We start from the raw sequence: 22,319 nt of genomic DNA, 5'->3' as shown, positions 1-22,319 counted from the left end.
GGTTGAAGTGAAAACACTAACAAAAAAACTCTCCCGTACGGCCACGACTCTCGTACTGGTCATTCTGGCCTTCATCGCTATTTTTCGCGCATGGGTGTATTACACCGAGTCGCCATGGACACGTGATGCGCGTTTCAGCGCGGAAGTTGTCGCTATTGCGCCGGATGTTGCGGGTCTTATTTCCAACGTTAACGTCCATGATAACCAACTGGTGAAAAAGGATCAGATTCTGTTCACCATCGATCAGCCACGCTACAAGAAAGCCCTTGAGCAGGCCGAAGCTGATGTTTCTTATTATCAGGTTCTGGCCCAGGAAAAACGCCAGGAGGCTGGACGTCGTAACCGCCTTGGCGTGCAGGCCATGTCTCGTGAAGAGATTGACCAGTCAAACAACGTCCTGCAAACCGTATTACACCAGCTTGCGAAAGCACAAGCGACCCGCGACCTGGCAAAATTAGATCTGGAACGTACCGTCATTCGCGCACCAGCAGACGGTTGGGTCACTAACCTGAACGTCTATAGCGGCGAATTTATTACGCGTGGTTCCACAGCGGTGGCACTGGTCAAACAGCATTCTTTCTATGTGCTGGCCTATATGGAAGAAACCAAACTGGAAGGTGTTCGCCCTGGTTATCGCGCTGAGATCACCCCGTTGGGCAGTAATAATGTCTTAAAAGGCACCGTTGATAGCGTGGCGGCGGGGGTAACAAATGCCAGCAGTACGCAGGATGCAAAAGGTATGGCGACCATTGATTCAAATCTGGAATGGGTGCGCCTGGCGCAGCGTGTACCGGTGCGAATCCGCCTTGATGAACAGCAGGGAACTCTGTGGCCTGCCGGGACAACGGCTACCGTTGTCATTACCGGTAAGCAGGACCGTGATGCAAGCCAGGAGTCCTTCTTCCGTAAAATGGCGCACCGCCTGCGCGAGTTTGGTTAATCGTGATGGGTATTTTCTCCATTGCCAACCAGCATATCCGCTTTGCGGTAAAACTGGCGTGCGCGATTGTACTGGCGCTGTTCGTTGGTTTTCACTTCCAACTTGAAACTCCGCGTTGGGCGGTGCTGACTGCAGCTATTGTGGCGGCAGGCCCGGCCTTTGCTGCCGGTGGGGAACCCTATTCAGGGGCTATTCGCTATCGCGGCATGCTGCGTATTGTCGGGACATTTATCGGTTGTATTGCCGGACTGATCATTATCATCAGTATGATCCGCGCTCCGTTATTGATGATCCTGGTGTGCTGTATTTGGGCCGGTTTTTGTACCTGGATCTCGTCACTGGTGAAGATCGAGAACTCCTATGCCTGGGGGCTTTCGGGCTATACGGCGCTGATCATCGTCATTACCATTCAGGCTGAACCGCTGCTGACGCCACAATTTGCACTCGAACGTTGCAGTGAAATTGTGATGGGGATTGTCTGTGCCATTGTGGCCGATCTGCTTTTTTCTCCCCGTTCGATAAAACAAGAGATTGATGTTGAGCTGGATAGCCTGCTGGTGGCGCAATATCAACTGATGCAGTTGTGCATTAAGCACGGCGACAGCGAGGTTGTGGATAAAGCCTGGGGCGATTTAGTCCGTCGAACGGCGGCGCTGGAAGGCATGCGCAGTAACCTGAATATGGAGTCTTCACGCTGGGGGCGTGCTAATCGCAGACTCAAAGCATTAAACACGCTGTCGCTCACGCTCATTACTCAGTCCTGTGAAACCTATCTTATTCAGAACACCCGCCCGGAACTGATCACTGATACTTTCCGCGAGTTGTTCGATACGTCGGTTGAAACGGTGCAGGATGTCCACAAACAGCTGAAGCGGATGCGTCGGGTGATTGCCTGGACCGGCGAGCGCGAAACGCCGGTCACCATATACAGCTGGGCGGGGGCCGCGACGCGCTACCTGCTGCTCAAACGTGGTGTGGTGAGTAATACCAAGATTAGCGCTACGGAAGAAGAGATCCTGCAAGGTGAGCCGGTGGTGAAAGTGGAGTCTGCCGAGCGTCATCATGCGATGGTTAACTTCTGGCGTACCACGCTTTCTTGTGTGCTGGGGACCTTATTCTGGCTATGGACCGGATGGACTTCCGGCAGCGGTGCAATGGTGATGATTGCGGTCGTCACCTCGCTGGCAATGCGTTTGCCAAATCCTCGCATGGTGGCGATAGACTTTATCTATGGGACGTTGGCAGCGTTACCGCTCGGAGCGCTCTATTTCCTGGTGATTATCCCTAATACGCAACAAAGCATGCTGTTACTGTGCCTGAGCCTGGCGGTGCTGGGATTCTTTCTGGGGATTGAGGTACAGAAACGACGGTTGGGATCGATGGGGGCGCTGGCCAGCACCATTAATATCATTGTGCTGGATAACCCGATGACCTTCCACTTTAGCCAGTTCCTTGATAGTGCGCTGGGGCAGATTGTTGGCTGCGTGTTGGCGTTTATCGTCATTCTGCTGGTGCGTGATAACTCTCGTGACAGAACAGGCCGCGTATTGCTCAACCAGTTTGTTTCGGCGGCGGTTTCAGCAATGACCACCAATGTAGTCCGTCGTAAAGAAAATCATCTTCCGGCACTTTATCAGCAGCTGTTTTTACTGATGAACAAGTTTCCCGGCGATCTGGCGAAGTTTCGCCTGGCGCTGACGATGATCATCGCGCACCAGCGCCTGCGTGATGCACCGGTACCGGTAAACGAGGATCTATCCGCATTCCATCGTCAGCTTCGTCGTACTGCCGATCACGTAATTTCAGCAGGAAATGACGACAAGCGCCGACGCTACTTTAGCCAGTTACTGGAGGAGCTTGAGGTTTACCAGGAGAAATTAATCATCTGGCAAGCACCGCCTCAGGTGACCGAGCCGGTAAAACGACTCAGTGGGATGCTGCACAAATACCAGCATGCGCTGGTCAGTAATTAAGAGTTGAAAACCGACGCTAAAAGCGTCGGTTTTTTTATGGCTATACTTACCTGAAAATGCGAGAGACCCCTGGATATTGGCGGTCTGTAGAGTAGCTGGCGTCGGGATGGTGGCTATAGATGAACATCTATACATTTGATTTTGACGAGATAGAAGATCAGGGCGATTTCTATCGCGAGTTCACGCGCACGTTCGGTCTGGCCCGGGAAAAGGTGGTTGATTTGGATTCTCTGTGGGAGGTGGTGATCGGGGAAGTCTTGCCGCTGCCGCTGGAGATTGAATTTGTCCATTTACCGGAGAAGCTGCGCAGGCGATACGGCGCGTTGATTTTACTGTTCGATGAAGCGGAAGAAGAGCTGGAAGGGCAGTTGCGTTTTAACGTTCGTCACTCAATGTAAGACATAAAAAAGCCCCCGGCAGGCGGGGGCAAGTCGTCGGACTTAGACGACGAGGGTTTATTTGTAGAGTTCTGCAGTAGCGTGCCAGTGAGCACCTTCACGGAGTTCGGTGACGCGATAGCTGCTGGCGCCTGCTTTTTCAGCTTTAGCGGCGATGGCCTGACGCATGTCCATTGGTGAACTACCGATCTGAGAGACGGAGACGCTACCGATGGATTGCAGATTCTGTGCTTCTTGTGAGTTCACCTGAGTAACCGCGGCACTTGCACCGAAGGAGAGAACAGAAAGAAGGCTTAAGGTTGCAATAGTAGTTTTGATTTTCATGATATTTACCTCGTCGAATTCTTTTATTGGGGGTCTGTGTTTCGTGACCCTCATCACAAAATCAAGTATACACTAATCACCCGATAAATTAATACCACGCTAATTGTTTCATTGGGTTTTGAGTGTTAAGAAAATGATTTTTTATAACTCAATGGAATTAAAAAGAGCATTTCAAACAGCTTATACAAAATAAATTTAATTAAATCATGTAGATGCTTTATTTTGCAAAATGTGCGTTTTTAAGGCTGCACATTCACCATGTGAATGTATTTTGATGGTTAAACGCACCATTTGTTAAATCAATAGCAGTGGAAAAGAGAAGGAGGGGGATGAAAAGAGAGTGTTTTCCCCCGCCGCGAGGCGACGGGGAGGCGGTATTACAGTTCTTGTTCGAACAGTTCCAGAATGGCTTCGTACAGATCTTTTACCGTAAAACCCTTAGCTGGGGTGGTGAAGATGGTATCGTCACCGGCAATCGTACCCAGGATACCTTCCGCTTTCCCCAATGAGTCCAGCAGACGTGCAATCAACTGAGCAGCGCCAGGGCTGGTATGAATAACCACGACCGCATCGTTATAGTCGATATCCAACACCAGATTTTTCAGCGGACTGGAGGTCGTGGGTACGCCCAGCTCAGCCGGAAGGCAGTACACCATTTCCATTTTCGCATTGCGGGTACGCACGGCACCAAATTTGGTCAGCATGCGTGAAACCTTGGACTGATTGATATTATCAAAGCCCTGATCCTGCAACGCGAGGACGATTTCGCCTTGAGAGCTGAACTTTTCTTCTTTAAGTAGCGCTTTAAACGCCTTTACTAATTCTTCTTGTTTTGCCGAGCTTCGCATAAGTCACCCGTAATATGGCGGTAGAAACAACATTATTGTGCATACAGATGAATTTTTATGCAAACAGTCTGCCTTGTTCAAGGCTGAAATAATGTTATGAAAGAGCGGAATTTTATCAAATTTCGTTATCAAGAAACATGCCTGTGTCACGGCTCGCAAATAAGGTTAAAAGTAAATTAAATGTTATCAAATTGATGTTGTTTTGAGAGGCGGGTAGGGTATATTGTCAGCACCTGTTGGAAAGTTGCTCTACTGTGTGGGTGGTTTTGAATTACGTAACTTAGGTTTTATTTTACGTAAGTTAAATGCATAAAAGCCAAATTTGCGTGACTACGCATTCTTGACGCGTGGTTGTTGTATTCATTGGATTTGTGAATTAAGGTCGCCGCCGCGGAGCAATAGACATTTTGCTTATCAATATAATAAGGAGTTTAGGATGAAAGTTGCAGTCCTCGGCGCTGCTGGTGGTATCGGTCAGGCGCTAGCATTACTGTTAAAAACCCAACTGCCTTCAGGTTCAGAACTCTCCCTGTACGACATCGCTCCAGTAACACCTGGTGTGGCCGTTGATTTGAGCCATATCCCTACTGCTGTGAAAATCAAAGGCTTCAGCGGCGAAGATGCTACCCCTGCACTGGAAGGTGCTGATGTGGTACTGATCTCTGCGGGTGTCGCACGTAAACCGGGTATGGATCGTTCCGACCTGTTCAACGTCAACGCCGGAATCGTGAAGAACCTGGTGCAGCAAGTTGCTAAAACCTGCCCGAAAGCGTGTATCGGTATCATCACCAACCCGGTGAATACTACCGTTGCTATCGCTGCAGAAGTGCTGAAAAAAGCAGGCGTATACGATAAGAACAAACTGTTTGGCGTGACCACGCTGGACATCATCCGCTCCAACACCTTTGTTGCGGAACTGAAAGGCAAACAACCAGGCGACGTTGAAGTTCCGGTTATTGGCGGCCATTCTGGCGTGACCATCCTGCCACTGCTGTCACAAATTCCTGGCGTAAGCTTCACCGAACAAGAAGCAGCTGACCTGACTAAACGTATCCAGAATGCGGGTACTGAAGTTGTGGAAGCCAAAGCCGGTGGCGGTTCTGCAACCCTGTCTATGGGTCAGGCTGCTGCACGTTTCGGCCTGTCCCTGGTTCGCGCATTGAGCGGCGAAAAAGGTGTGGTTGAATGTGCTTACGTTGAAGGCGACGGCCAGTATGCTCGTTTCTTCTCTCAGCCGCTGCTGCTGGGTAAAAACGGCGTAGAAGAGCGTCAGTCTATCGGCAAGCTGAGCGCGTTTGAACAAAGCTCGCTGGAAGGCATGCTGGATACGCTGAAAAAAGATATTACTCTGGGCGAAGAGTTCGTTAAGTAACGCGAGAGAGGCCTGCGTGTATTTGTAGGCCTGATAAGCGTAGCGCCATCAGGCATTACGTACTAACTCTCTACGATATCGCCTAATAAAAACCGGAGCCAACATGCTCCGGTTTTTTTATGGTCAGTAGGCCGCCAGACGTGAGGTTAATTGGTGGCTGGGTATTCCTGGATCGTTACCTGCAGCGTCAACTGTTTGTCATCACGCATCACGACAACGGAGATAACTGAACCTGGTCGAATCTCTGCCACCTGGTCCATCGTTTCCAGCGCAGACACCGCCGGTTTGTTATTGACCGAGATAATCAGATCGTTAACCTGAATGCCTGCCTGTGCTGCCGGACCATCCGGGGAAACTTCGTTAACCACAATCCCCTGAATTTGATCCATCCCGCCGCCCTGAGCGTGCAGTGGTGCAATTTCGCGACCGCTGATACCGATGTAGCCACGAATCACGCGCCCGTCACGAATCAGCTTATCCATGATTTTAGTCGCCAACTGAAACGGAATGGCAAAACCGATCCCTTCCGGGGTTTCGCCATCGTTGCTCTTATCAAATGACAGCGTGTTAATCCCCATCAATTCACCCAGTGAGTTGACCAGCGCACCGCCGGAGTTTCCGTGGTTGATGGAAGCATCTGTTTGCAGGAAGTTTTGCCGTCCTGTCGGGTTCAGGCCAATTCGACCGGTGGCGCTGATGATCCCCTGAGTGATGGTTTGCCCAAGGTTGTACGGGTTACCGATGGCGAGTACTACGTCACCAATGTGCGGCACGCGTTTGTTATTAATTGGGATTGTTGGCAGCCCGCCAGTGGCGTTGATTTTCAGCACCGCAAGGTCGGTTAACGTATCAGACCCCACAAGCAGCGCTTCAAATACGCGGCCGTCCTGCAATGCGACGATGATTTGGTCGGCATCGTTAATGACGTGCTTATTGGTAATGATATAGCCGCGCTGATCCATGATAACGCCTGAGCCGAGCGTGCGGATCTCAAGCTGGTTATGTGCTGTGCTGTTCATACTGCGGTTATAAACGTTAACGACGGCTGGAGCAGCACGGCGAACCGCCGAGTTATAGCTGGCAGGCGTTTCATCTGCACTGTCGAACTGCGGTGCGGTAAGCGTATTAATTTTTCGCAGAGAGGGCATCGCCGCCAGCAGAATGGCGCCGACGATTAAACCAATCGCGACCGAACGTAAAAGCTTCACAAACATGATGGCGGCGTCATTAAAAAAGGGAACGGCAGCAGCATATCACGAGTTAACCGGACATCACACGGGGGCTGATGTCCGGTTGCATGCGTTAACGCAGGAGCAGGTAAATACTCTCGTTACCGCGCACCACCTGCAGAGCAATGATCGACGGTTTCGCTTCCAGCACTTTTCGCATTTCGGCGATTGAGTTTACGCGATCGCGGTTAACGCCAATGATAACGTCATCTTTATGCAGACCGGCCTGTGCGGCAGGGCTGCTTTTTTCTACGTTATCAATTCTGATGCCTTTGGTGCCGTCTTTTAACTGACCGTCGCTGAGCGTGGCCCCTTGCAACGCAGGCGCAATCATCTCTGCGCTGGCGGACGATGATGTGCTGGTATCGAGGGTGACTTCAACCTCCAGCGGTTTACCGTTACGCAGCAGGCCCAGTTTGACCTTGGTCCCAGGTTCAGTTGTTGCAATGCGTGAACGCAGCTCGGCGAAGCTGTTTAGCGGTTTACCGTTGAGGCTGGTAATGACGTCACCAGATTTCACTCCCGCTTTTGCGGAGCCGGAGTTAGGCAGAACCTCACTGACAAACGCGCCACGCTGTACGTCCAGTTTGAACGCTTTGGCGATATCCGAGGTCATTTCGGTGCCTTTGATACCCAACAGACCGCGTTTGATTTCACCAAACTGCATCAGCTGCTGTGCCAGCGTGCGCGCCATGTTGCTCGGGATTGCAAAACCAATCCCGATGCTGCCGCCGCCGGGGGCCAGAATCGCGGTGTTAATACCGATCAGCTCACCGTTCAGGTTGAGCAATGCGCCGCCGGAGTTACCGCGGTTGATAGAGGCGTCAGTCTGAATAAAGTTTTCCAGACCTTCCAGGTTCAACCCACTGCGACCCAAGGCAGATACAATGCCGGAGGTGGCTGTTTGACCCAAACCGAACGGGTTACCCACAGCCACCGCGAAATCACCCACGCGGAGTTTATCGGAGTCAGCAATGGCAATTTGCGTCAGGTTGCTGGGGTGCTGAATTTGTAGCAGTGCGATATCGCTCTGATCGTCGCTGCCGATAAGCTTAGCGTCGAACTCTCGGCCATCATTAAGCTGAACGCTGATTTTTTGCGCCTGATTAATAACGTGGTTATTGGTCAGAACGTAGCCTTTGGCTGCGTCAATGATGACCCCTGAGCCCAGCCCTTCAAAGGGTTGTGACGGTTGATCGGGAAGTTCATCACCAAAAAACTTTTTGAACTCTTCCGGGACTTTCTGCCCCTGAGTGGCGGTACCTTCAACCCTTACGCTCACCACTGCAGGTAACACTTTCTCCAGCATCGGAGCGAGGCTGGGAAGCGCAGCCTGACCGGGAACCTGGCCGGGGATAGACGCTGCGGCCGGGAATGGCGCCGAGAGAGTTAACCCGACACTTAACGCTAATGCACTCAACAGCTGGGTTTGTTTTTTCATGGATCCTGCTCTCGTACCTTGAGTAAACGGAAGATGATTCAAAACAGGTTGATGTTATTGAATTTTCGGTTAGGTCACAATGCGGCTAACGACTAAATAATAGCTGGGACAGGAAGAGAAGCGGAGGGCGCAATTGCTGCGCCCAATAAATTTCTTAACGATGTGCGGTTAGTCGCGCTTTGCGCCGCTACGCAGCAGGCCGGATGCCCCTTCAGAATAGTCACGTGGCATCTGAACCGGCGCCTGATCGTTGCCTGCTTCAGACTCTGCCAGACGATTACGGAACGGGTTGTTTTCCGGCGACATACCCGGCAGCAGGTTGCTGGAGCTTTTCGCCATGTGCTGGTAAATCTGACGATAATCATCCGCCATGTTATCCAGCAATTCAGCGCTGCGGGCAAAGTGGCTCACCAGCTCTTCGCGGTACTCTTCCAGCTCAGCTTTATTTTTTTCCAGTTCGTACTGCAATGCCTGCTGTTGACGTAATTTACGATTACCAAAACGCATGGCTACAGCACCAATAATGATACCGACGACTAACCCAATTAGCGCATATTCCCAGGTCATGAACATCTCCCGTTGTCTTGTGTTTCCGTAGGGTGTTGGCTTTAGGCTCCATGCCTGCGCCTGATTATGCCACTATAACCGCTAATCCCGTAGAAGTGGAATCCCGTGTTTATATCACGTAATGTAGAACGGCCTTTTTTTCGTCAACCGTGAGCGACGGCACATCGATTCTCAAGGAATAACAATAACATCATGCAAAGCCTTTCCCCGACATCGCGTTACCAGCAAGCCCTCAACGACGGCAGTCATCAACCCGACAACGTACAACTCGAAGCCGTGAAGCGACTGGAAACAATTTTCCAGGCGCTTACAACGCCAGCACGTCCTGCGCCGCAGGAGAGTGGACTGATGGCGCGTTTTGGTAAATTGCTGGGCAAGCGTGAGTCACCGATCAACGCACCGGTGCGTGGTTTATATATGTGGGGCGGAGTTGGGCGCGGAAAAACCTGGCTGATGGATCTGTTTTACCATAGCCTGCCGGGCGAACGTAAACAGCGTTTGCACTTTCACCGTTTTATGCTGCGCGTGCATGAAGAGCTTACTGCCTTACAGGGGCAGAGCGATCCGCTGGAAATCATCGCCGACCGCTTTAAGGCCGAAACGGACGTGCTGTGCTTCGACGAATTTTTTGTTTCTGATATCACCGATGCCATGCTGCTTGGCGGCCTGATGAAGGCGCTGTTTGCCCGCGGTATTACGCTGGTGGCGACCTCCAATATTCCGCCAGATGAGCTGTATCGCAACGGTTTGCAACGCACGCGTTTTCTTCCTGCCATTGATGCCATCAAACAGCATTGTGACATCATGAATGTCGATGCCGGCGTCGATTATCGTCTGCGTACCTTAACGCAGGCGCATTTGTGGTTGTCGCCATTGAATGAGGAAACCCGCCAGCAGATGGATAAGCTTTGGCTGGCATTAGCGGGAACCAAAGGTGAACATGCGCCAACGCTGGAGATCAATCATCGTCCGATGCAAACCCTGGCCGTCGAAAACCAAACGCTGGCGGTGTCGTTTACCACGCTCTGCGTCGATGCCCGGAGTCAGCATGACTATATTGCGCTGTCGCGTCTGTTTCACACGGTGCTGTTGTCTGATGTGCCGGTCATGACCCCGCTGATGGAGAGTGAAGCGCGACGCTTTATCGCATTGGTGGATGAGTTCTACGAACGCCACGTCAAGCTGGTGGTCAGTGCGGCATCACCCCTCTATGAAATTTATCAGGGCGAGCGTCTGAAGTTTGAATTTCAGCGTTGTTTGTCGCGTTTGCAGGAGATGCAAAGCGAAGAGTATCTGAAGCGGGAACATTTAGCCGGTTAAACCTGCAGCAAATCACATAAAGGGGTCGATCTTTGACCCTGACTTCTCTATAATCTTGCGACCCCACGTTACGAGAGAGTTTTTTTCCCAAAACTTTCTATGCGCCGGCATAGGCTATTCGAAGGGGTAGGTTTGCTGGACAATGTCGTGTGAACCTCAACTGACAAAACGTTTGGGTGTTCACCAACGTGTAACTTATTTATTTGGGTAAGCTTTTAATGAAAACTTTTACAGCTAAACCAGAAACCGTAAAACGCGACTGGTATGTTGTTGACGCGACCGGTAAAACTCTGGGCCGTCTGGCTTCCGAACTGGCTCTGCGCCTGCGCGGTAAGCACAAAGCGGAATACACTCCGCACGTAGATACCGGTGATTACATCATCGTTCTGAACGCTGACAAAGTTGCTGTAACCGGCAACAAGCGTACTGACAAAGTGTACTATCACCACACCGGCCACATCGGTGGTATCAAACAAGCGACCTTTGAAGAGATGATTGCTCGCCGTCCTGAGCGTGTGCTTGAAATCGCGGTTAAAGGCATGCTGCCAAAAGGCCCGCTGGGTCGTGCTATGTTCCGTAAACTGAAAGTTTACGCTGGCAACGAGCACAACCACGCGGCACAGCAACCGCAAGTTCTTGACATCTAATCGGGATTATAGGCAATGGCTGAAAATCAATACTACGGCACTGGTCGCCGCAAAAGTTCCGCAGCTCGCGTTTTCATCAAACCGGGCAGTGGTAAAATCGTAATCAACCAACGTTCTCTGGAACAGTACTTCGGTCGTGAAACTGCCCGCATGGTAGTTCGTCAGCCGCTGGAACTGGTCGACATGGTTGAGAAACTGGATCTGTACATCACTGTTAAAGGTGGTGGTATCTCTGGTCAGGCTGGTGCGATCCGTCACGGTATCACCCGCGCTCTGATGGAGTACGACGAATCCCTGCGTGGCGAACTGCGTAAAGCTGGCTTCGTTACCCGTGATGCTCGTCAGGTTGAACGTAAGAAAGTCGGTCTGCGTAAAGCACGTCGTCGTCCTCAGTTCTCCAAACGTTAATTGTACTCTGCTTCGGCAGACGACAATTTGCGAAAAAACCCGCTTCGGCGGGTTTTTTTATCGTTATTTCTCGCCTCAGATCCACGGTAATCCGCTGATTGCCACCTCTTTTTCCCCATTTCAAGAATCGACTCACCACAAAGGTCACAAAATCTGGTAAACTATCATCCAATTTTCTGCCCAAATGTCCGGTATCGTTCATTTTTTGTTTGTATTTTGAACAGTAATGACTTTCCCGAGTCTGGGTGACATCACTTCTGGCTGGCCACTGAGTGGCTGGTAGCAGTAAAAATTCTGAATATACCTGGAGGTTTTCATGGCTGTCGCTGCCAACAAACGTTCGGTAATGACGCTGTTTTCTGGTCCTACTGACATCTATAGCCATCAGGTCCGCATTGTGCTGGCTGAGAAAGGTGTTAGTTTCGAGATTGAGCATGTGGAGAAGGACAATCCACCTCAGGATCTGATCGACCTCAACCCGAATCAGAGCGTACCGACACTGGTGGATCGTGAGCTGACCCTGTGGGAATCTCGCATCATTATGGAATACCTGGATGAGCGCTTCCCGCATCCGCCGCTGATGCCGGTTTACCCGGTTGCGCGTGGTGAAAGCCGCCTGTACATGCAGCGTATTGAAAAAGACTGGTACACGCTGATGAACGTCATCGTGAACGGTTCTGCATCTGAAGCCGAAGTCGCGCGTAAGCGTCTGCGCGAAGAACTGCTGGCAATCGCGCCAGTATTTGGCCAGAAACCTTACTTCCTGAGCGATGAGTTCAGCCTGGTAGACTGCTACCTGGCGCCGCTGCTGTGGCGTTTACCGCAGTTGGGTATTGAATTCAACGGTGCAGGTTCGAAAGAACTGAAAGGGTACATGACTCGCGTCTTCGAACGAGACTCTTTCCTGGCTTCTCTGACTGAGCCTGAACGTGAAATGCGTCTGGGCCGGGGTTAACCTGTATGGATTTGCCACAGCTAACACCACGCCGTCCGTATCTGCTGCGCGCGTTCTATGAGTGGTTGCTGGACAACCAGCTCACGCCGCATCTGGTGGTGGATGTGACGCTCCAGGACGTGCAGGTTCCAATGGAATATGCGCGTGACGGGCAAATTGTTCTGAATATTGCACCGCGTGCGGTGGGCAACCTGGAACTGGCTAACGATGAAGTGCGCTTTAACGCGCGCTTCGGTGGTGTGCCGCGTCAGGTGTCTGTGCCGTTGGCTGCCGTTCTGGCAATTTATGCACGTGAAAATGGCGCCGGTACGATGTTCGAACCGGAAGCCGCCTACGACGAAGATGTTGCCAGCTTAAATGATGACGACAACGACGCGTCTGGTTTTGAGAGTGAAACGGTCATGTCGGTCATTGATGGCGATAAACCTGATAATGGCGACGACAACGATCCGGATGATACTCCGCCACCGCCTCGCGGTGGGCGTCCAGCGCTGCGCGTAGTGAAATAAAGAGTGAAATAAAAAACAGGCCCTTTGGGGCCTGTTCTGTTTTCTGGCTTTGGTATCAATAAAACAGCGCGATGGTGGCTACCATATTCACCACAAACCCCACTGCCATCGGGATTGCTGTACGTTTTACCACTTCAAAGGGCGATACGCCGGCAATACCCGATGTCACGACAATTACAGCGGTTATGGGTGACACCGCGCGGGCAAGCGTAGTGGCAAAATGCATCGGCATAATCATTACTACGGCAGGAATATGCAGCCCGGCGGCAATATCCGGAATGAGGCTGGCAAAAGACATAAACGGCGCGTTGCCTGACCCCATAACGATCGCGCAGGCGGCGATGACCACCGCCATGATGATCATCACGCCGATACCGCCAAGACCGGAATGCTCTGCGCCTTTTATTACGGCATCGACAGTCCCGATAGTCGTCAACCCTTTCGCAAAGATTTCACCAGCGACCACCAGGGTGACAACGTTGGCAAACTGCGTCCCCATGCCGTCAAAAAAAGCCTGCACATCATCCATCGTTTCGCGCAGATTATGTTTATGCAGAAATTCAACAAACATAGTCAGCGTCATGCTCATCAACATCACCACCACCAGATTCAACTCAGCTTTCATTAGCCCCATTTGTGCAAGGGCAAGCGAGCCCAGCATCAGGATCAGCGGCATCACCGGCAAAATGGCGTAATAGAGCGGGGGTACGTTTTCCAGCGTCTTATGTTCCGCAAATCCGTTACTTTCCGGTGCGGCTTTTTTATCAAATTGACGCTGAACGAAAAAATGCGCAATGGCGACGGCGACAATGACACACGACGCGACGGGCAACTGGTATTGAAAGAAATAGGTGGCGATTTTCATGCCCGCGACCTGCGCGGCAAAAATAGAGTTGGTTTCCAGAATGCCCCATTCAATCGACATCGAAGTGGCAATGACCGCAACAGCGGATAAACGGCTCACGCCAAGACTAACCAGCGTTGGGAACAGCGTCACCATCAGCAACATACCTAACCCGGATGCGCTGGTAATGAACTGCGCCATGATCTGACCAATCACATAGGTGGCGGCAAGAACTACATAGGGGGAACGGATTAGCTTGAGCGGGCGACTTAACAGGCTAACCATCGCTCTGCTGGCCCCCATCCTGTCCATATAACGGGCATAACCGCCCACCGCCATGATTGATAACCCCAGTCCGGCCGCGCGGTTGGAGAGCATACGCAAAATTTCATTGTAAATATCGACCAGTAGATAGCCACTGCTTTTGTCGTCAGCGACCAACGCGCCGTAGCCCAGCCAGACGCCGCAGATCATCAGGAAGATCCCGGCGGCGGCCAACACGACCTGCGGTTTGTAGTTTTTGAGGATCAGGTAACCCATCGTTAATAAAACGATGACAGAGATAATGATGCCGAACATTGTTTCACTCCATGTCAGAGAAGAAGATAAATCCGGTAATAACGCTGCTGTCAAAACGGATGTTATATTTTTCTGGGCATTTTTTATGGAGTGAATATCTTATTTTTAATTCGATGGTGTAATTATTTATCGTTATAAAATAGATGGTTATGATAAATTATCACGTTCATATTCATAATTTTCATGAAGCTATTTAACTCCATTCAATTAAAATGAGGCAGAAGATACTCGCTTAAAATAATATTGCTGTTACGTATATTATCAATAGGCCAGCCGGATCAGATCGTCCATCATTTCACCCTGCTTTCGATCCTGTGTTAGGATAAACCCGCTGTTGTTTGTCACCACGACTTAGCTGAATGGACCCTATGAACGCATTTGATTCGCAAGCTGAAGACTCTCCATCCACCATTGGCCGTAGCTTACGCAATCGCCCGTTGGCGCGTAAAAAACTGTCTGAAATGGTTGAAGAAGAACTGGAGCAGATGATTCGTCGTCGGGAATTTGGCGAGGGCGAACAGTTGCCGTCTGAGCGGGAGCTGATGGCCTTCTTTAACGTGGGCCGTCCTTCTGTACGAGAAGCGCTGGCCGCGTTAAAACGCAAAGGTCTGGTACAAATCAACAACGGCGAGCGCGCCCGCGTTTCGCGTCCTTCAGCTGATACCATCATCAGCGAGCTGTCTGGTATGGCGAAAGATTTCCTCGCACATCCCGGTGGCATTGCCCACTTCGAGCAGTTGCGACTTTTCTTTGAATCCAGCCTGGTACGATACGCCGCCGAACATGCGACAGATGAGCAAATCGACAGACTGGCTAAAGCACTGGAGATCAACAGCCAGTCGCTCGATGACAATACGTTGTTCATCCGCTCGGACGTTGATTTTCACCGTGTACTGGCTGAGATCCCGGGCAATCCTATCTTTATGGCTATCCATGTTGCGCTGTTAGACTGGCTGATTGCCGCCCGTCCAACCGTTGCCGATCAAGAGTTGTATGAACACAATAACGTGAGTTATCAGCAGCATATCGCGATTGTAGAAGCTATTCGCCAGCGCGATCCTGAAGAAGCTGACCGCGCACTGCAAGAACACCTCAACAGCGTTTCCGCGACCTGGCACGCCTTCAGCAAAAGTAAAAAATTGCGTAAGTGATCGCGATCCCGACGATCGTTTAAACACAAAATCATTCAAGTTGCATCAAGGCGGCAAGAGAGCGAGTTCCCTGGAGCATAGATAACTATGTGACAGGGGTGAGCGAACGCAGCTAACGCAGAGGCGGCTCGAAGGATGAAGTGTTTAGTGAAGTAGATCGCACTATAAGCGTTCTGTATTGTATTGCTGCTTATTTGATCTGGTATAACAGGTATAAAGGTATGTAGTCAGATAACACTAATCATCGTCAGAGGTCGTTATGGCAAGAGATTTAAAAGGCGTAATGCCAGCGTTGTTAACCCCATTCGATAACCAACAGAGACTGGACATCGAGAGTCTGCGCCGCCTGGTGCGTTTCAACATTGGTCAGGGTGTCGATGGGCTCTATGTCGGTGGCTCAACGGGTGAGGCCTTTGTCCAAAACCGCGTTGAAAGAGAGCAGGTGCTGGAAATTGTGGCCGAAGAAGCGAAAGGCAAGGTGACGCTGATCGCTCATGTTGGCACGGTGTGCACCGAAGAAAGCCAACAGCTGGCGAGCGCCGCGCATCGTTACGGCTTTGATGCAGTTTCGGCCGTCACGCCGTTTTACTATCCGTTCAGCTTTGAAGAGCATTGCGACCACTACCGCGCAATTATTGATTCAGCTAATGGATTGCCGATGGTGGTCTATAACATCCCGGCGCTGAGCGGTGTAAAACTGACTCTGGATCAGATCAACACGCTGGTGACGCTACCTGGCGTTGGCGCGCTGAAACAAACTTCCGGCGATCTCTATCAGATGGAACAGATCCGCCGCGCTCATCCCGATCTGGTGCTTTATAACGGCTATGACGAGATCTTCGCTTCCGGACTGCTCGCGGGCGCAGATGGCGGTATCGGTAGCACTTACAACATCATGGGGTGGCGCTATCAGGGAATTGTGAAAGCGCTCAAAGAAGGCGACATCCGCACGGCGCAAAAGCTGCAAACTGAGTGCAATAAGGTTATCGATCTGCTCATTAAGGTTGGCGTGTTCCGCGGCCTGAAAACGGTACTGCACTATATGGATGTGGTTTCTGTCCCACTGTGCCGTAAACCCTTTGCCCCGGTAGATGAACAATATCTGCCGGAACTGAAAGCGCTGGCAAACCAACTGCTGGCGGAAAAGGCGTAATCACGGGTCGCCGGGGGCGCTTCGCTTGCCCGGCCTGGATTTTCGACCGTAGGCCGGGTAGGGCAAAGCCACTACCCGGCACAACAACAAAAATCGTCGGGAGAGTAAAATGAGTACTTCTACCCAGAGCATCCCGTGGTATCGCCATCTCAATCGGGCACAATGGCGGGCATTTTCCGCCGCCTGGCTGGGATATTTGCTTGATGGTTTCGATTTTGTGTTAATCGCCCTGGTGCTGACAGAAGTGCAGGGCGAATTCGGACTGACGACGGTGCAGGCTGCCAGTCTGATCTCGGCCGCCTTTATCTCCCGTTGGTTTGGCGGATTAATGTTGGGGGCCATGGGCGATCGTTACGGACGCCGCCTGGCGATGGTCACCAGCATCATTCTGTTCTCCGTGGGGACGCTGGCCTGCGGCTTTGCGCCGGGCTACACCACCATGTTTATCGCCCGCCTGGTTATCGGTATGGGAATGGCCGGTGAGTATGGTTCCAGCGCAACCTATGTTATTGAAAGTTGGCCTAAACATCTGCGAAACAAAGCCAGTGGTTTCCTGATTTCCGGCTTTTCCGTTGGTGCCGTGATCGCCGCCCAGGTCTACAGTCTGGTGGTCCCGGTCTGGGGATGGCGCGCGCTGTTCTTCATCGGCATCCTGCCAATTATCTTCGCCCTCTGGCTGCGTAAAAATATTCCGGAAGCGGAAGACTGGAAAGAAAAACACGAAGGCAAAGCGCCGGTACGCACGATGGTGGACATTCTCTACCGGGGCGACCATCGGGTAATTAATATTCTGATGACGCTCGCCGCTGCAACTGCGCTGTGGTTCTGCTTTGCTGGCAACCTGCAAAATGCGGCTATCGTGGCGGTCCTGGGACTGATATGCGCCTTTATCTTCATTAGCTTTATGGTGCAAAGCAGCGGGAAACGCTGGCCGACGGGCGTGATGCTGATGGTGGTCGTGCTATTCGCCTTCCTGTACTCGTGGCCGATTCAGGCGCTGTTGCCAACCTATCTGAAAACGGAACTGCTGTACGATCCTTCCACGGTGGCCAGAGTGCTCTTCTTTAGCGGCTTTGGTGCGGCGGTCGGTTGTTGCGTCGGCGGTTTTCTTGGTGACTGGCTGGGCACGCGTAAAGCTTATGTCTGCAGTCTGTTGGCCTCGCAGTTGCTGATTATTCCGGTGTTTGCGATAGGCGGTTCAAACGTCTGGGTATTGGGGTTGCTGCTGTTTTTCCAACAAATGCTCGGCCAGGGGATCTCCGGGATCTTACCAAAACTGATTGGCGGCTATTTCGATACCGATCAGCGTGCGGCGGGATTGGGCTTCACCTATAACGTGGGCGCACTGGGCGGGGCTTTGGCACCGATCATCGGCGCGCTGATTGCCCAACGTCTGGATCTGGGTACCGCGCTGGGATCGCTCTCTTTCGGCCTGACATTTGTAGTGATCCTGCTGATTGGTCTTGATATGCCGTCCCGTGTACAGCGCTGGCTGCGGCCTGAAGCGTTGCGTACGCATGATGCCATTGATGGTCGACCGTTTAGCGGGGCCGTGCCGTTCGGCGGTGACAAAAGCACCATGGTGAAATCCAAAAGTTAATCCAATTGCCCGGTGCTGAACCGGGCAATAGCCGTAAGGGAAGAATATGTCGTTCTTTGAGCTACAGAGCGCCACTACGATGCATGAGGCGGTGTCATGACCACACTGGCGATTGATATTGGCGGCACCAAATTGGCTGCCGCGCTGGTAGAGAACAATCTGCAAGTCCGCGAGCGGCGTGAACTGCCGACGCCTGCCAGTAAAACGCCGCAAGCGCTGCGCGCCGCGTTACAAACACTGGTTGCACCGCTACAGGGGCGTGCTAATCGGGTGGCGATCGCCTCGACGGGGATTATTCGTGAGGGGGCTTTACTGGCGCTGAATCCGCATAACCTCGGCGGGTTGATGCATTTTCCGCTGACACAAACGCTGGAGCAAATCACCGACCTGCCGACGCTGGCCGTCAATGACGCACAGGCAGCGGCGTGGGCTGAGTACGATGCGCTTGGTGGTGAGTACCGCGATCTGGTGTTTATTACCGTCTCCACAGGCGTGGGCGGGGGAGTCGTCAGCGGTGGGACACTGCTGACCGGAGTCGGCGGTTTGGCTGGGCATCTGGGACATACGCTGGCCGATCCGCATGGGCCTGTTTGCGGCTGCGGGCGTGTGGGTTGCGTTGAGGCGATCGCATCCGGTCGTGGAATAGCGGCGGCTGCCGAAGGCGCGCTTGCCGGATTCGACGCCAAAACTATTTTTAGCCGTGCCGGACAGGGGGATGAGCAGGCAAGCCGGTTGATCCATCGCTCGGCGCGTACTTTGGCAAGGCTTGTTGCCGATGTGAAGGCCACGACCGATTGCCAGATTGTTGTGATTGGCGGCAGCGTTGGGCTGGCTGAAGGGTATCTTGCGCTGGTGGAACATTATCTGGCACAAGAGCCTTTGGCCTATCACGTGGAATTGCTGGCGGCGCATTACCGTCATGACGCTGGATTACTGGGGGCCGCGCTGTTGGCCCAGGGAGAATGATGATGATATCAGATGCGTTGAATTCACTGCCTTCTGCCGGATTACATCCGGTCTTGCAGCAGGCGTTAACGCTTGCCATTGCGGCGAATCCGCAGGAGAAGACGCCTGGGCGCTACACGTTGCAGGGCGAGAATATTTTTATGAATGTCATGCAATTTACAACGCAGAGCCCAGAGCATAAGAAAGCGGAGCTGCATCAGCAGTACATTGATATTCAGATGCTGTTGTCCGGCGAAGAACGGATTCTGTTCGGGATTACCGATTCTGCTCGTCACTGTGAAGAGATGCACATCGAGGATGATTATCAGCTGTGCAGCCAGATTGCCGATGAACAGGCTATGGTACTGAAGCCGGGAAAATTTGTGATTTTTATGCCGGGCGAGCCGCATAAACCGGGTTGTGTGGTGCAGGCCCCGATGGACATCAAAAAAGTGGTGATCAAAGTCCGCGCCAGCTTATTACAAGCTTGAGAATGAGAGACTGTGTCGGATGGCAAGGCTTACGCCATCCGACATGGAATGTAACGACCTAGCGCTTAAACGTCACCGTTTCTGGCTGCGTCAGATGCAGTGTGGTTTGGCTTGGGACCGTCTCGGCAATGACTCGACCATGACGAATGGAATAACGGGCAGGCGTCTGGCGACGAACCGCGTCAAACCCATTTTCTGCAGGCAAAATCACCAGATTCGCAGAATTCCCCACGTTCAGACCGTAGTCCTGCAGGTGCAGGGTTTTCGCGCTGTGGCTGGTGACCAGGTTCAACCCATCGTTAATTTGTCCGTATCCCATCAGTTGGCACACGTGTAATCCCATATGCAGCACCTGCAGCATATTCGCAGTGCCCAGCGGGTACCACGGATCGAAGACGTCATCATGACCGAAGCAGACGTTGATCTCCGCTTCCAGCATCTCTTTGACGCGCGTAACACCACGACGCTTAGGATAAGTGTCAAAGCGCCCTTGCAGGTGAATATTCACCAGTGGATTTGCGACAAAGTTAATGCCGGACATTTTCAACAGACGGAAAAGACGGGAAGCATACGCGCCGTTGTAGGAATGCATCGCCGTGGTATGGCTGGCGGTCACGCGCTCGCCCATATTGTAGCGATGTGCCAGTGCCGCAACGGTTTCAACAAAGCGGGATTGCTCATCATCGATTTCGTCACAGTGCACGTCGATAAGTTTGTCGTATTTTTGCGCCAGAGCGAAAATCTTGTGCAGCGACTCTACGCCATATTCACGCGTGAATTCAAAGTGCGGGATCGCGCCAATGACGTCGGCGCCCAGACGCACGGCTTCCTCCAGGAGCGCTTCACCGTTGGGATAAGAAAGAATGCCTTCTTGCGGGAACGCGACAATCTGTAGCTCTACCCACGGAGCGACTTCTTGCTTCACCTCCAGCATGGCTTTTAGCGCCGTCAACGTAGGGTCGGAAACGTCAACGTGAGTACGGACATACTGGATGCCGTTGGCCATCTGCCACTTCAGGGTCTGCATGGCGCGCGCTTTGACGTCTTCGTGAGTGAGCATTGCCTTACGTTCAGCCCAGCGTTCAATGCCCTCAAACAGCGTACCAGACTGATTCCAGCTCGGCTCGCCCGCGGTTTGTGTAGTGTCCAGATGGATATGTGGCTCAACGAACGGTGGGATAGCCAGACCGCCTTCAGCATCAAGCACTTCACCCTGTGGTAACGTCGCTGCGTCTTGAGGCTCAATACGGCTAAAGCGCCCGTTTTCAATCGTGATTTGCCATAACCCTTCACGTCCCTGTAAACGCGCCTGATGAATGGTGATGTTATTATTCTGCATGGCTGACCTCCGGGGATTTAGCAAGGCTGCGATTGAAAAGTGGATTCAGCAGGATATAGCTGAATACGCCGCCAAGTACGGCATTGACGGGCACGATGCCGGGAATATAGTGACCTGCGGCAATGCCCAGTGCAACGGACAGGATCGCTATCCAGTTTACGGAAATAAATTGCGCTTTGCTGAAGTCGGCATAGCGGCGATGGTTCAGCAGATAGTCGGCGATGATCACCCCGCCAATCGGGGGAATCGCTGCCGACAGAAATGTCAGCCAGCCGACAAAGTTATTGTAAAGCCACAGTGCGCACAGTGTGCCAATAATACCGTTAGCCACTGACAGCGTACGGCTGGAAAGGCCGGTAATATTGGCAAATCCCAGGCCCGATGCGTACAGCGCATTATCGTTGGTGGTCCAGATATTCAGGCCGAGAACGATGATCGCGGGCAGCAGCAGTCCCTGGGCAATCATCACGTCAGAGATATCCGCCTGTCCAACCGCAGCCGCGCCCGCAGCGCCGAAGATGAACATAAGCGAATTGCCAAGGAAAAACGCCACCATGGCGATCAGCACCGCGCCTTTGGCGTTGCGGCCAAAACGGACGAAGTCAGCGGTTAACGTCCCTGCGCTGACAAACGAGCCGACTACCAGCGCCAGTGCGGTGGAGAAATCCAGCGGCGTTTGCGGCACTATTGTTTTTAAATGCTCCAAACCGCCGACATCGCTCACTGCCAGCCAGACGGAGTAGCTGCCAAGTACGACGATGGCAGGCACGGCGATGATAGATAAAACGGTCAGCGCTGAGATGCCAAAAAAGATGGTCAGGGTCATCAACAGACCGGAAATCGCAATCAGGATATTGACGTCAATTCCCGTCGCTTTGCCAACCGGGATAGCAAACATGGCCACACCAACGCCAAACCAGCCTACCTGTGTGCCGCCTAACAGCAGAGAGGGAAGCCATGAACCTTTCACACCAAATGAGTAACGTGCCAGAAGGTGGGTTGAGAGCCCTGTTTTTGCGCCGATAAAACCGAGAAATGCAGTGTAAATACCGAGGAGAAGATTACCGAAGAGAACTGCCAGGAAGAAATCATTATAAGAAAGACCGGTACCGAGTGTGCCACCGGTCCACATACTGGCGGAAAAGAATGTGAGTCCCAACATGACAAATGTTAGTGGAACTACGCCTTTTCGCGCCGCCAGAGGGACGGGGCCCTGGCTATAATTGTTGTCTTGCGACACAACGCCTCCATGAATTTTGCCCAAAAAATCCGCCGCATAATATACA

General features: G+C 52.2%; 22 protein-coding genes. 14 read left to right on the top strand and 8 right to left on the bottom strand.

The genetic code is table 11. The annotated features are described in order from the left end of the window. The first annotated feature begins 7 nt into the window (after positions 1-7). The 3 genes from aaeA to OGX86_RS22095 all read left to right on the top strand — a co-directional run bounded on the left by aaeA (position 8) and on the right by OGX86_RS22095 (position 3,311). Positions 8-940, top strand: coding sequence for a p-hydroxybenzoic acid efflux pump subunit AaeA (gene aaeA / locus OGX86_RS22105; protein ID WP_003828814.1), 933 nt, complete (start codon positions 8-10; stop codon positions 938-940). Between the two features lie 5 nt (positions 941-945). After that, positions 946-2,913 carry a p-hydroxybenzoic acid efflux pump subunit AaeB gene (gene aaeB, locus OGX86_RS22100; protein WP_153752138.1) on the top strand — a complete coding sequence of 656 codons (1,968 nt, stop codon included), beginning with the start codon at positions 946-948 and terminating at the stop codon, positions 2,911-2,913. 119 nt (positions 2,914-3,032) lie between these two features. Continuing rightward, positions 3,033-3,311 carry a barstar family protein gene (locus tag OGX86_RS22095; RefSeq protein WP_008785955.1) on the top strand — a complete coding sequence of 93 codons (279 nt, stop codon included), beginning with the start codon at positions 3,033-3,035 and terminating at the stop codon, positions 3,309-3,311. A gap of 57 nt (positions 3,312-3,368) precedes the next feature. Here the strand turns inward: OGX86_RS22095 and yhcN are convergent, their stop codons facing one another. Together yhcN and argR are read right to left on the bottom strand one after the other, a co-directional pair. After that, entirely contained in the window at positions 3,369-3,635 is a 267-nt protein-coding gene (gene yhcN / locus OGX86_RS22090) for a peroxide/acid stress response protein YhcN (protein ID WP_003828812.1), read from the bottom strand. A gap of 377 nt (positions 3,636-4,012) precedes the next feature. Continuing rightward, positions 4,013-4,483 (bottom strand): transcriptional regulator ArgR, encoded by a 471-nt coding sequence (gene argR, locus OGX86_RS22085; RefSeq protein WP_003025162.1) that lies wholly within the window; start codon positions 4,481-4,483, stop codon positions 4,013-4,015. 436 nt (positions 4,484-4,919) lie between these two features. On the opposite strand from argR, the gene mdh reads away from it, so the two are divergent. Beyond that, the gene (gene mdh / locus OGX86_RS22080; protein WP_008785953.1) at positions 4,920-5,855 is read left to right on the top strand and encodes a malate dehydrogenase; all 936 of its coding nucleotides are present in this window, start codon (positions 4,920-4,922) and stop codon (positions 5,853-5,855) included. 146 nt (positions 5,856-6,001) lie between these two features. Here the strand turns inward: mdh and degS are convergent, their stop codons facing one another. From degS to zapG, 3 genes are all read right to left on the bottom strand, one after another. Beyond that, entirely contained in the window at positions 6,002-7,069 is a 1,068-nt protein-coding gene (gene degS, locus OGX86_RS22075; RefSeq protein WP_032945146.1) for an outer membrane-stress sensor serine endopeptidase DegS, read from the bottom strand. Positions 7,070-7,157: 88 nt separating this feature from the next. Then, positions 7,158-8,525, bottom strand: a complete 1,368-nt coding sequence (gene degQ / locus OGX86_RS22070; protein ID WP_008785951.1) for a serine endoprotease DegQ — start codon at positions 8,523-8,525, stop codon at positions 7,158-7,160. 168 nt (positions 8,526-8,693) lie between these two features. Further along, a complete protein-coding gene (gene zapG, locus OGX86_RS22065; RefSeq protein ID WP_003025147.1) occupies positions 8,694-9,092 on the bottom strand; it encodes a Z-ring associated protein ZapG in 399 nt (132 codons plus the stop codon). A 192-nt stretch (positions 9,093-9,284) separates the two neighbouring features. On the opposite strand from zapG, the gene zapE reads away from it, so the two are divergent. The 5 genes from zapE to sspB all read left to right on the top strand — a co-directional run bounded on the left by zapE (position 9,285) and on the right by sspB (position 12,931). Further along, positions 9,285-10,412 carry a cell division protein ZapE gene (gene zapE, locus OGX86_RS22060; RefSeq protein ID WP_274659969.1) on the top strand — a complete coding sequence of 376 codons (1,128 nt, stop codon included), beginning with the start codon at positions 9,285-9,287 and terminating at the stop codon, positions 10,410-10,412. Between the two features lie 218 nt (positions 10,413-10,630). Further along, positions 10,631-11,059 (top strand): 50S ribosomal protein L13, encoded by a 429-nt coding sequence (gene rplM / locus OGX86_RS22055; RefSeq protein ID WP_003025141.1) that lies wholly within the window; start codon positions 10,631-10,633, stop codon positions 11,057-11,059. A gap of 15 nt (positions 11,060-11,074) precedes the next feature. Continuing rightward, positions 11,075-11,467: a 30S ribosomal protein S9 gene (gene rpsI / locus OGX86_RS22050; protein WP_003025138.1), complete on the top strand. Its 393-nt coding sequence runs from the start codon at positions 11,075-11,077 to the stop codon at positions 11,465-11,467. Positions 11,468-11,783: 316 nt separating this feature from the next. Continuing rightward, complete coding sequence (gene sspA / locus OGX86_RS22045) at positions 11,784-12,422, top strand: stringent starvation protein SspA (protein WP_003025132.1); 639 nt, start codon at positions 11,784-11,786, stop codon at positions 12,420-12,422. Between the two features lie 5 nt (positions 12,423-12,427). Then, the gene (sspB, locus tag OGX86_RS22040) at positions 12,428-12,931 is read left to right on the top strand and encodes a ClpXP protease specificity-enhancing factor (RefSeq protein WP_003025130.1); all 504 of its coding nucleotides are present in this window, start codon (positions 12,428-12,430) and stop codon (positions 12,929-12,931) included. Positions 12,932-12,986: 55 nt separating this feature from the next. On the opposite strand, the gene dcuC is transcribed toward sspB, so the two are convergent. Further along, positions 12,987-14,354: an anaerobic C4-dicarboxylate transporter DcuC gene (dcuC, locus tag OGX86_RS22035; RefSeq protein ID WP_286640685.1), complete on the bottom strand. Its 1,368-nt coding sequence runs from the start codon at positions 14,352-14,354 to the stop codon at positions 12,987-12,989. 359 nt (positions 14,355-14,713) lie between these two features. Between dcuC and nanR the strand changes: the two genes are divergently transcribed. From nanR to nanQ, 5 genes are all read left to right on the top strand, one after another. Continuing rightward, positions 14,714-15,505, top strand: a complete 792-nt coding sequence (gene nanR / locus OGX86_RS22030) for a transcriptional regulator NanR (protein ID WP_126317335.1) — start codon at positions 14,714-14,716, stop codon at positions 15,503-15,505. A 259-nt stretch (positions 15,506-15,764) separates the two neighbouring features. Beyond that, the gene (gene nanA, locus OGX86_RS22025) at positions 15,765-16,658 is read left to right on the top strand and encodes an N-acetylneuraminate lyase (RefSeq protein WP_286640683.1); all 894 of its coding nucleotides are present in this window, start codon (positions 15,765-15,767) and stop codon (positions 16,656-16,658) included. Between the two features lie 109 nt (positions 16,659-16,767). Further along, the gene (locus OGX86_RS22020) at positions 16,768-18,258 is read left to right on the top strand and encodes an MFS transporter (protein ID WP_286640682.1); all 1,491 of its coding nucleotides are present in this window, start codon (positions 16,768-16,770) and stop codon (positions 18,256-18,258) included. Between the two features lie 96 nt (positions 18,259-18,354). Next, positions 18,355-19,224 carry an N-acetylmannosamine kinase gene (gene nanK / locus OGX86_RS22015; RefSeq protein ID WP_286640680.1) on the top strand — a complete coding sequence of 290 codons (870 nt, stop codon included), beginning with the start codon at positions 18,355-18,357 and terminating at the stop codon, positions 19,222-19,224. Between the two features lie 2 nt (positions 19,225-19,226). After that, positions 19,227-19,694, top strand: coding sequence for an N-acetylneuraminate anomerase (nanQ, locus tag OGX86_RS22010; protein ID WP_286640740.1), 468 nt, complete (start codon positions 19,227-19,229; stop codon positions 19,692-19,694). 58 nt (positions 19,695-19,752) lie between these two features. Here nanQ and OGX86_RS22005 read toward each other — a convergent pair whose 3' ends face one another. Then, the gene (locus tag OGX86_RS22005; RefSeq protein ID WP_008785942.1) at positions 19,753-21,033 is read right to left on the bottom strand and encodes a cytosine deaminase; all 1,281 of its coding nucleotides are present in this window, start codon (positions 21,031-21,033) and stop codon (positions 19,753-19,755) included. Further along, on the bottom strand, positions 21,023-22,273 hold the full coding sequence (codB, locus tag OGX86_RS22000) for a cytosine permease (protein WP_235126464.1): 1,251 nt from the start codon (positions 22,271-22,273) through the stop codon (positions 21,023-21,025). Before codB ends, OGX86_RS22005 begins: the two co-directional genes overlap by 11 nt. Between the last annotated feature and the right edge of the window lie 46 nt (positions 22,274-22,319).

The organism is Citrobacter sp. Cpo040 (assembly GCF_030332915.1).
Classification (GTDB): domain Bacteria; phylum Pseudomonadota; class Gammaproteobacteria; order Enterobacterales; family Enterobacteriaceae; genus Citrobacter; species Citrobacter portucalensis.
The sequence above is the reverse complement of the archived record's forward strand: the minus strand, read 5'-3'. Positions and strand labels throughout refer to the sequence as shown.

Excerpts from the sequence above, each read along its gene's own strand:
- OGX86_RS22095 (WP_008785955.1), top strand. The coding sequence starts at position 3,033 with ATGAACATCTATACATTTGATTTTGACGAGATAGAAGATCAGGGCGAT.
- OGX86_RS22020 (WP_286640682.1), top strand. The coding sequence starts at position 16,768 with ATGAGTACTTCTACCCAGAGCATCCCGTGGTATCGCCATCTCAATCGG.
- sspA (WP_003025132.1), top strand. The coding sequence starts at position 11,784 with ATGGCTGTCGCTGCCAACAAACGTTCGGTAATGACGCTGTTTTCTGGT.
- nanA (WP_286640683.1), top strand. The coding sequence starts at position 15,765 with ATGGCAAGAGATTTAAAAGGCGTAATGCCAGCGTTGTTAACCCCATTC.
- argR (WP_003025162.1), bottom strand. The coding sequence starts at position 4,483 with ATGCGAAGCTCGGCAAAACAAGAAGAATTAGTAAAGGCGTTTAAAGCG.
- aaeB (WP_153752138.1), top strand. The coding sequence starts at position 946 with ATGGGTATTTTCTCCATTGCCAACCAGCATATCCGCTTTGCGGTAAAA.
- rpsI (WP_003025138.1), top strand. The coding sequence starts at position 11,075 with ATGGCTGAAAATCAATACTACGGCACTGGTCGCCGCAAAAGTTCCGCA.
- rplM (WP_003025141.1), top strand. The coding sequence starts at position 10,631 with ATGAAAACTTTTACAGCTAAACCAGAAACCGTAAAACGCGACTGGTAT.
- nanQ (WP_286640740.1), top strand. The coding sequence starts at position 19,227 with ATGATATCAGATGCGTTGAATTCACTGCCTTCTGCCGGATTACATCCG.
- nanK (WP_286640680.1), top strand. The coding sequence starts at position 18,355 with ATGACCACACTGGCGATTGATATTGGCGGCACCAAATTGGCTGCCGCG.
- OGX86_RS22005 (WP_008785942.1), bottom strand. The coding sequence starts at position 21,033 with ATGCAGAATAATAACATCACCATTCATCAGGCGCGTTTACAGGGACGT.
- zapE (WP_274659969.1), top strand. The coding sequence starts at position 9,285 with ATGCAAAGCCTTTCCCCGACATCGCGTTACCAGCAAGCCCTCAACGAC.
- nanR (WP_126317335.1), top strand. The coding sequence starts at position 14,714 with ATGGACCCTATGAACGCATTTGATTCGCAAGCTGAAGACTCTCCATCC.
- sspB (WP_003025130.1), top strand. The coding sequence starts at position 12,428 with ATGGATTTGCCACAGCTAACACCACGCCGTCCGTATCTGCTGCGCGCG.
- degS (WP_032945146.1), bottom strand. The coding sequence starts at position 7,069 with ATGTTTGTGAAGCTTTTACGTTCGGTCGCGATTGGTTTAATCGTCGGC.
- zapG (WP_003025147.1), bottom strand. The coding sequence starts at position 9,092 with ATGACCTGGGAATATGCGCTAATTGGGTTAGTCGTCGGTATCATTATT.
- mdh (WP_008785953.1), top strand. The coding sequence starts at position 4,920 with ATGAAAGTTGCAGTCCTCGGCGCTGCTGGTGGTATCGGTCAGGCGCTA.
- yhcN (WP_003828812.1), bottom strand. The coding sequence starts at position 3,635 with ATGAAAATCAAAACTACTATTGCAACCTTAAGCCTTCTTTCTGTTCTC.
- dcuC (WP_286640685.1), bottom strand. The coding sequence starts at position 14,354 with ATGTTCGGCATCATTATCTCTGTCATCGTTTTATTAACGATGGGTTAC.
- degQ (WP_008785951.1), bottom strand. The coding sequence starts at position 8,525 with ATGAAAAAACAAACCCAGCTGTTGAGTGCATTAGCGTTAAGTGTCGGG.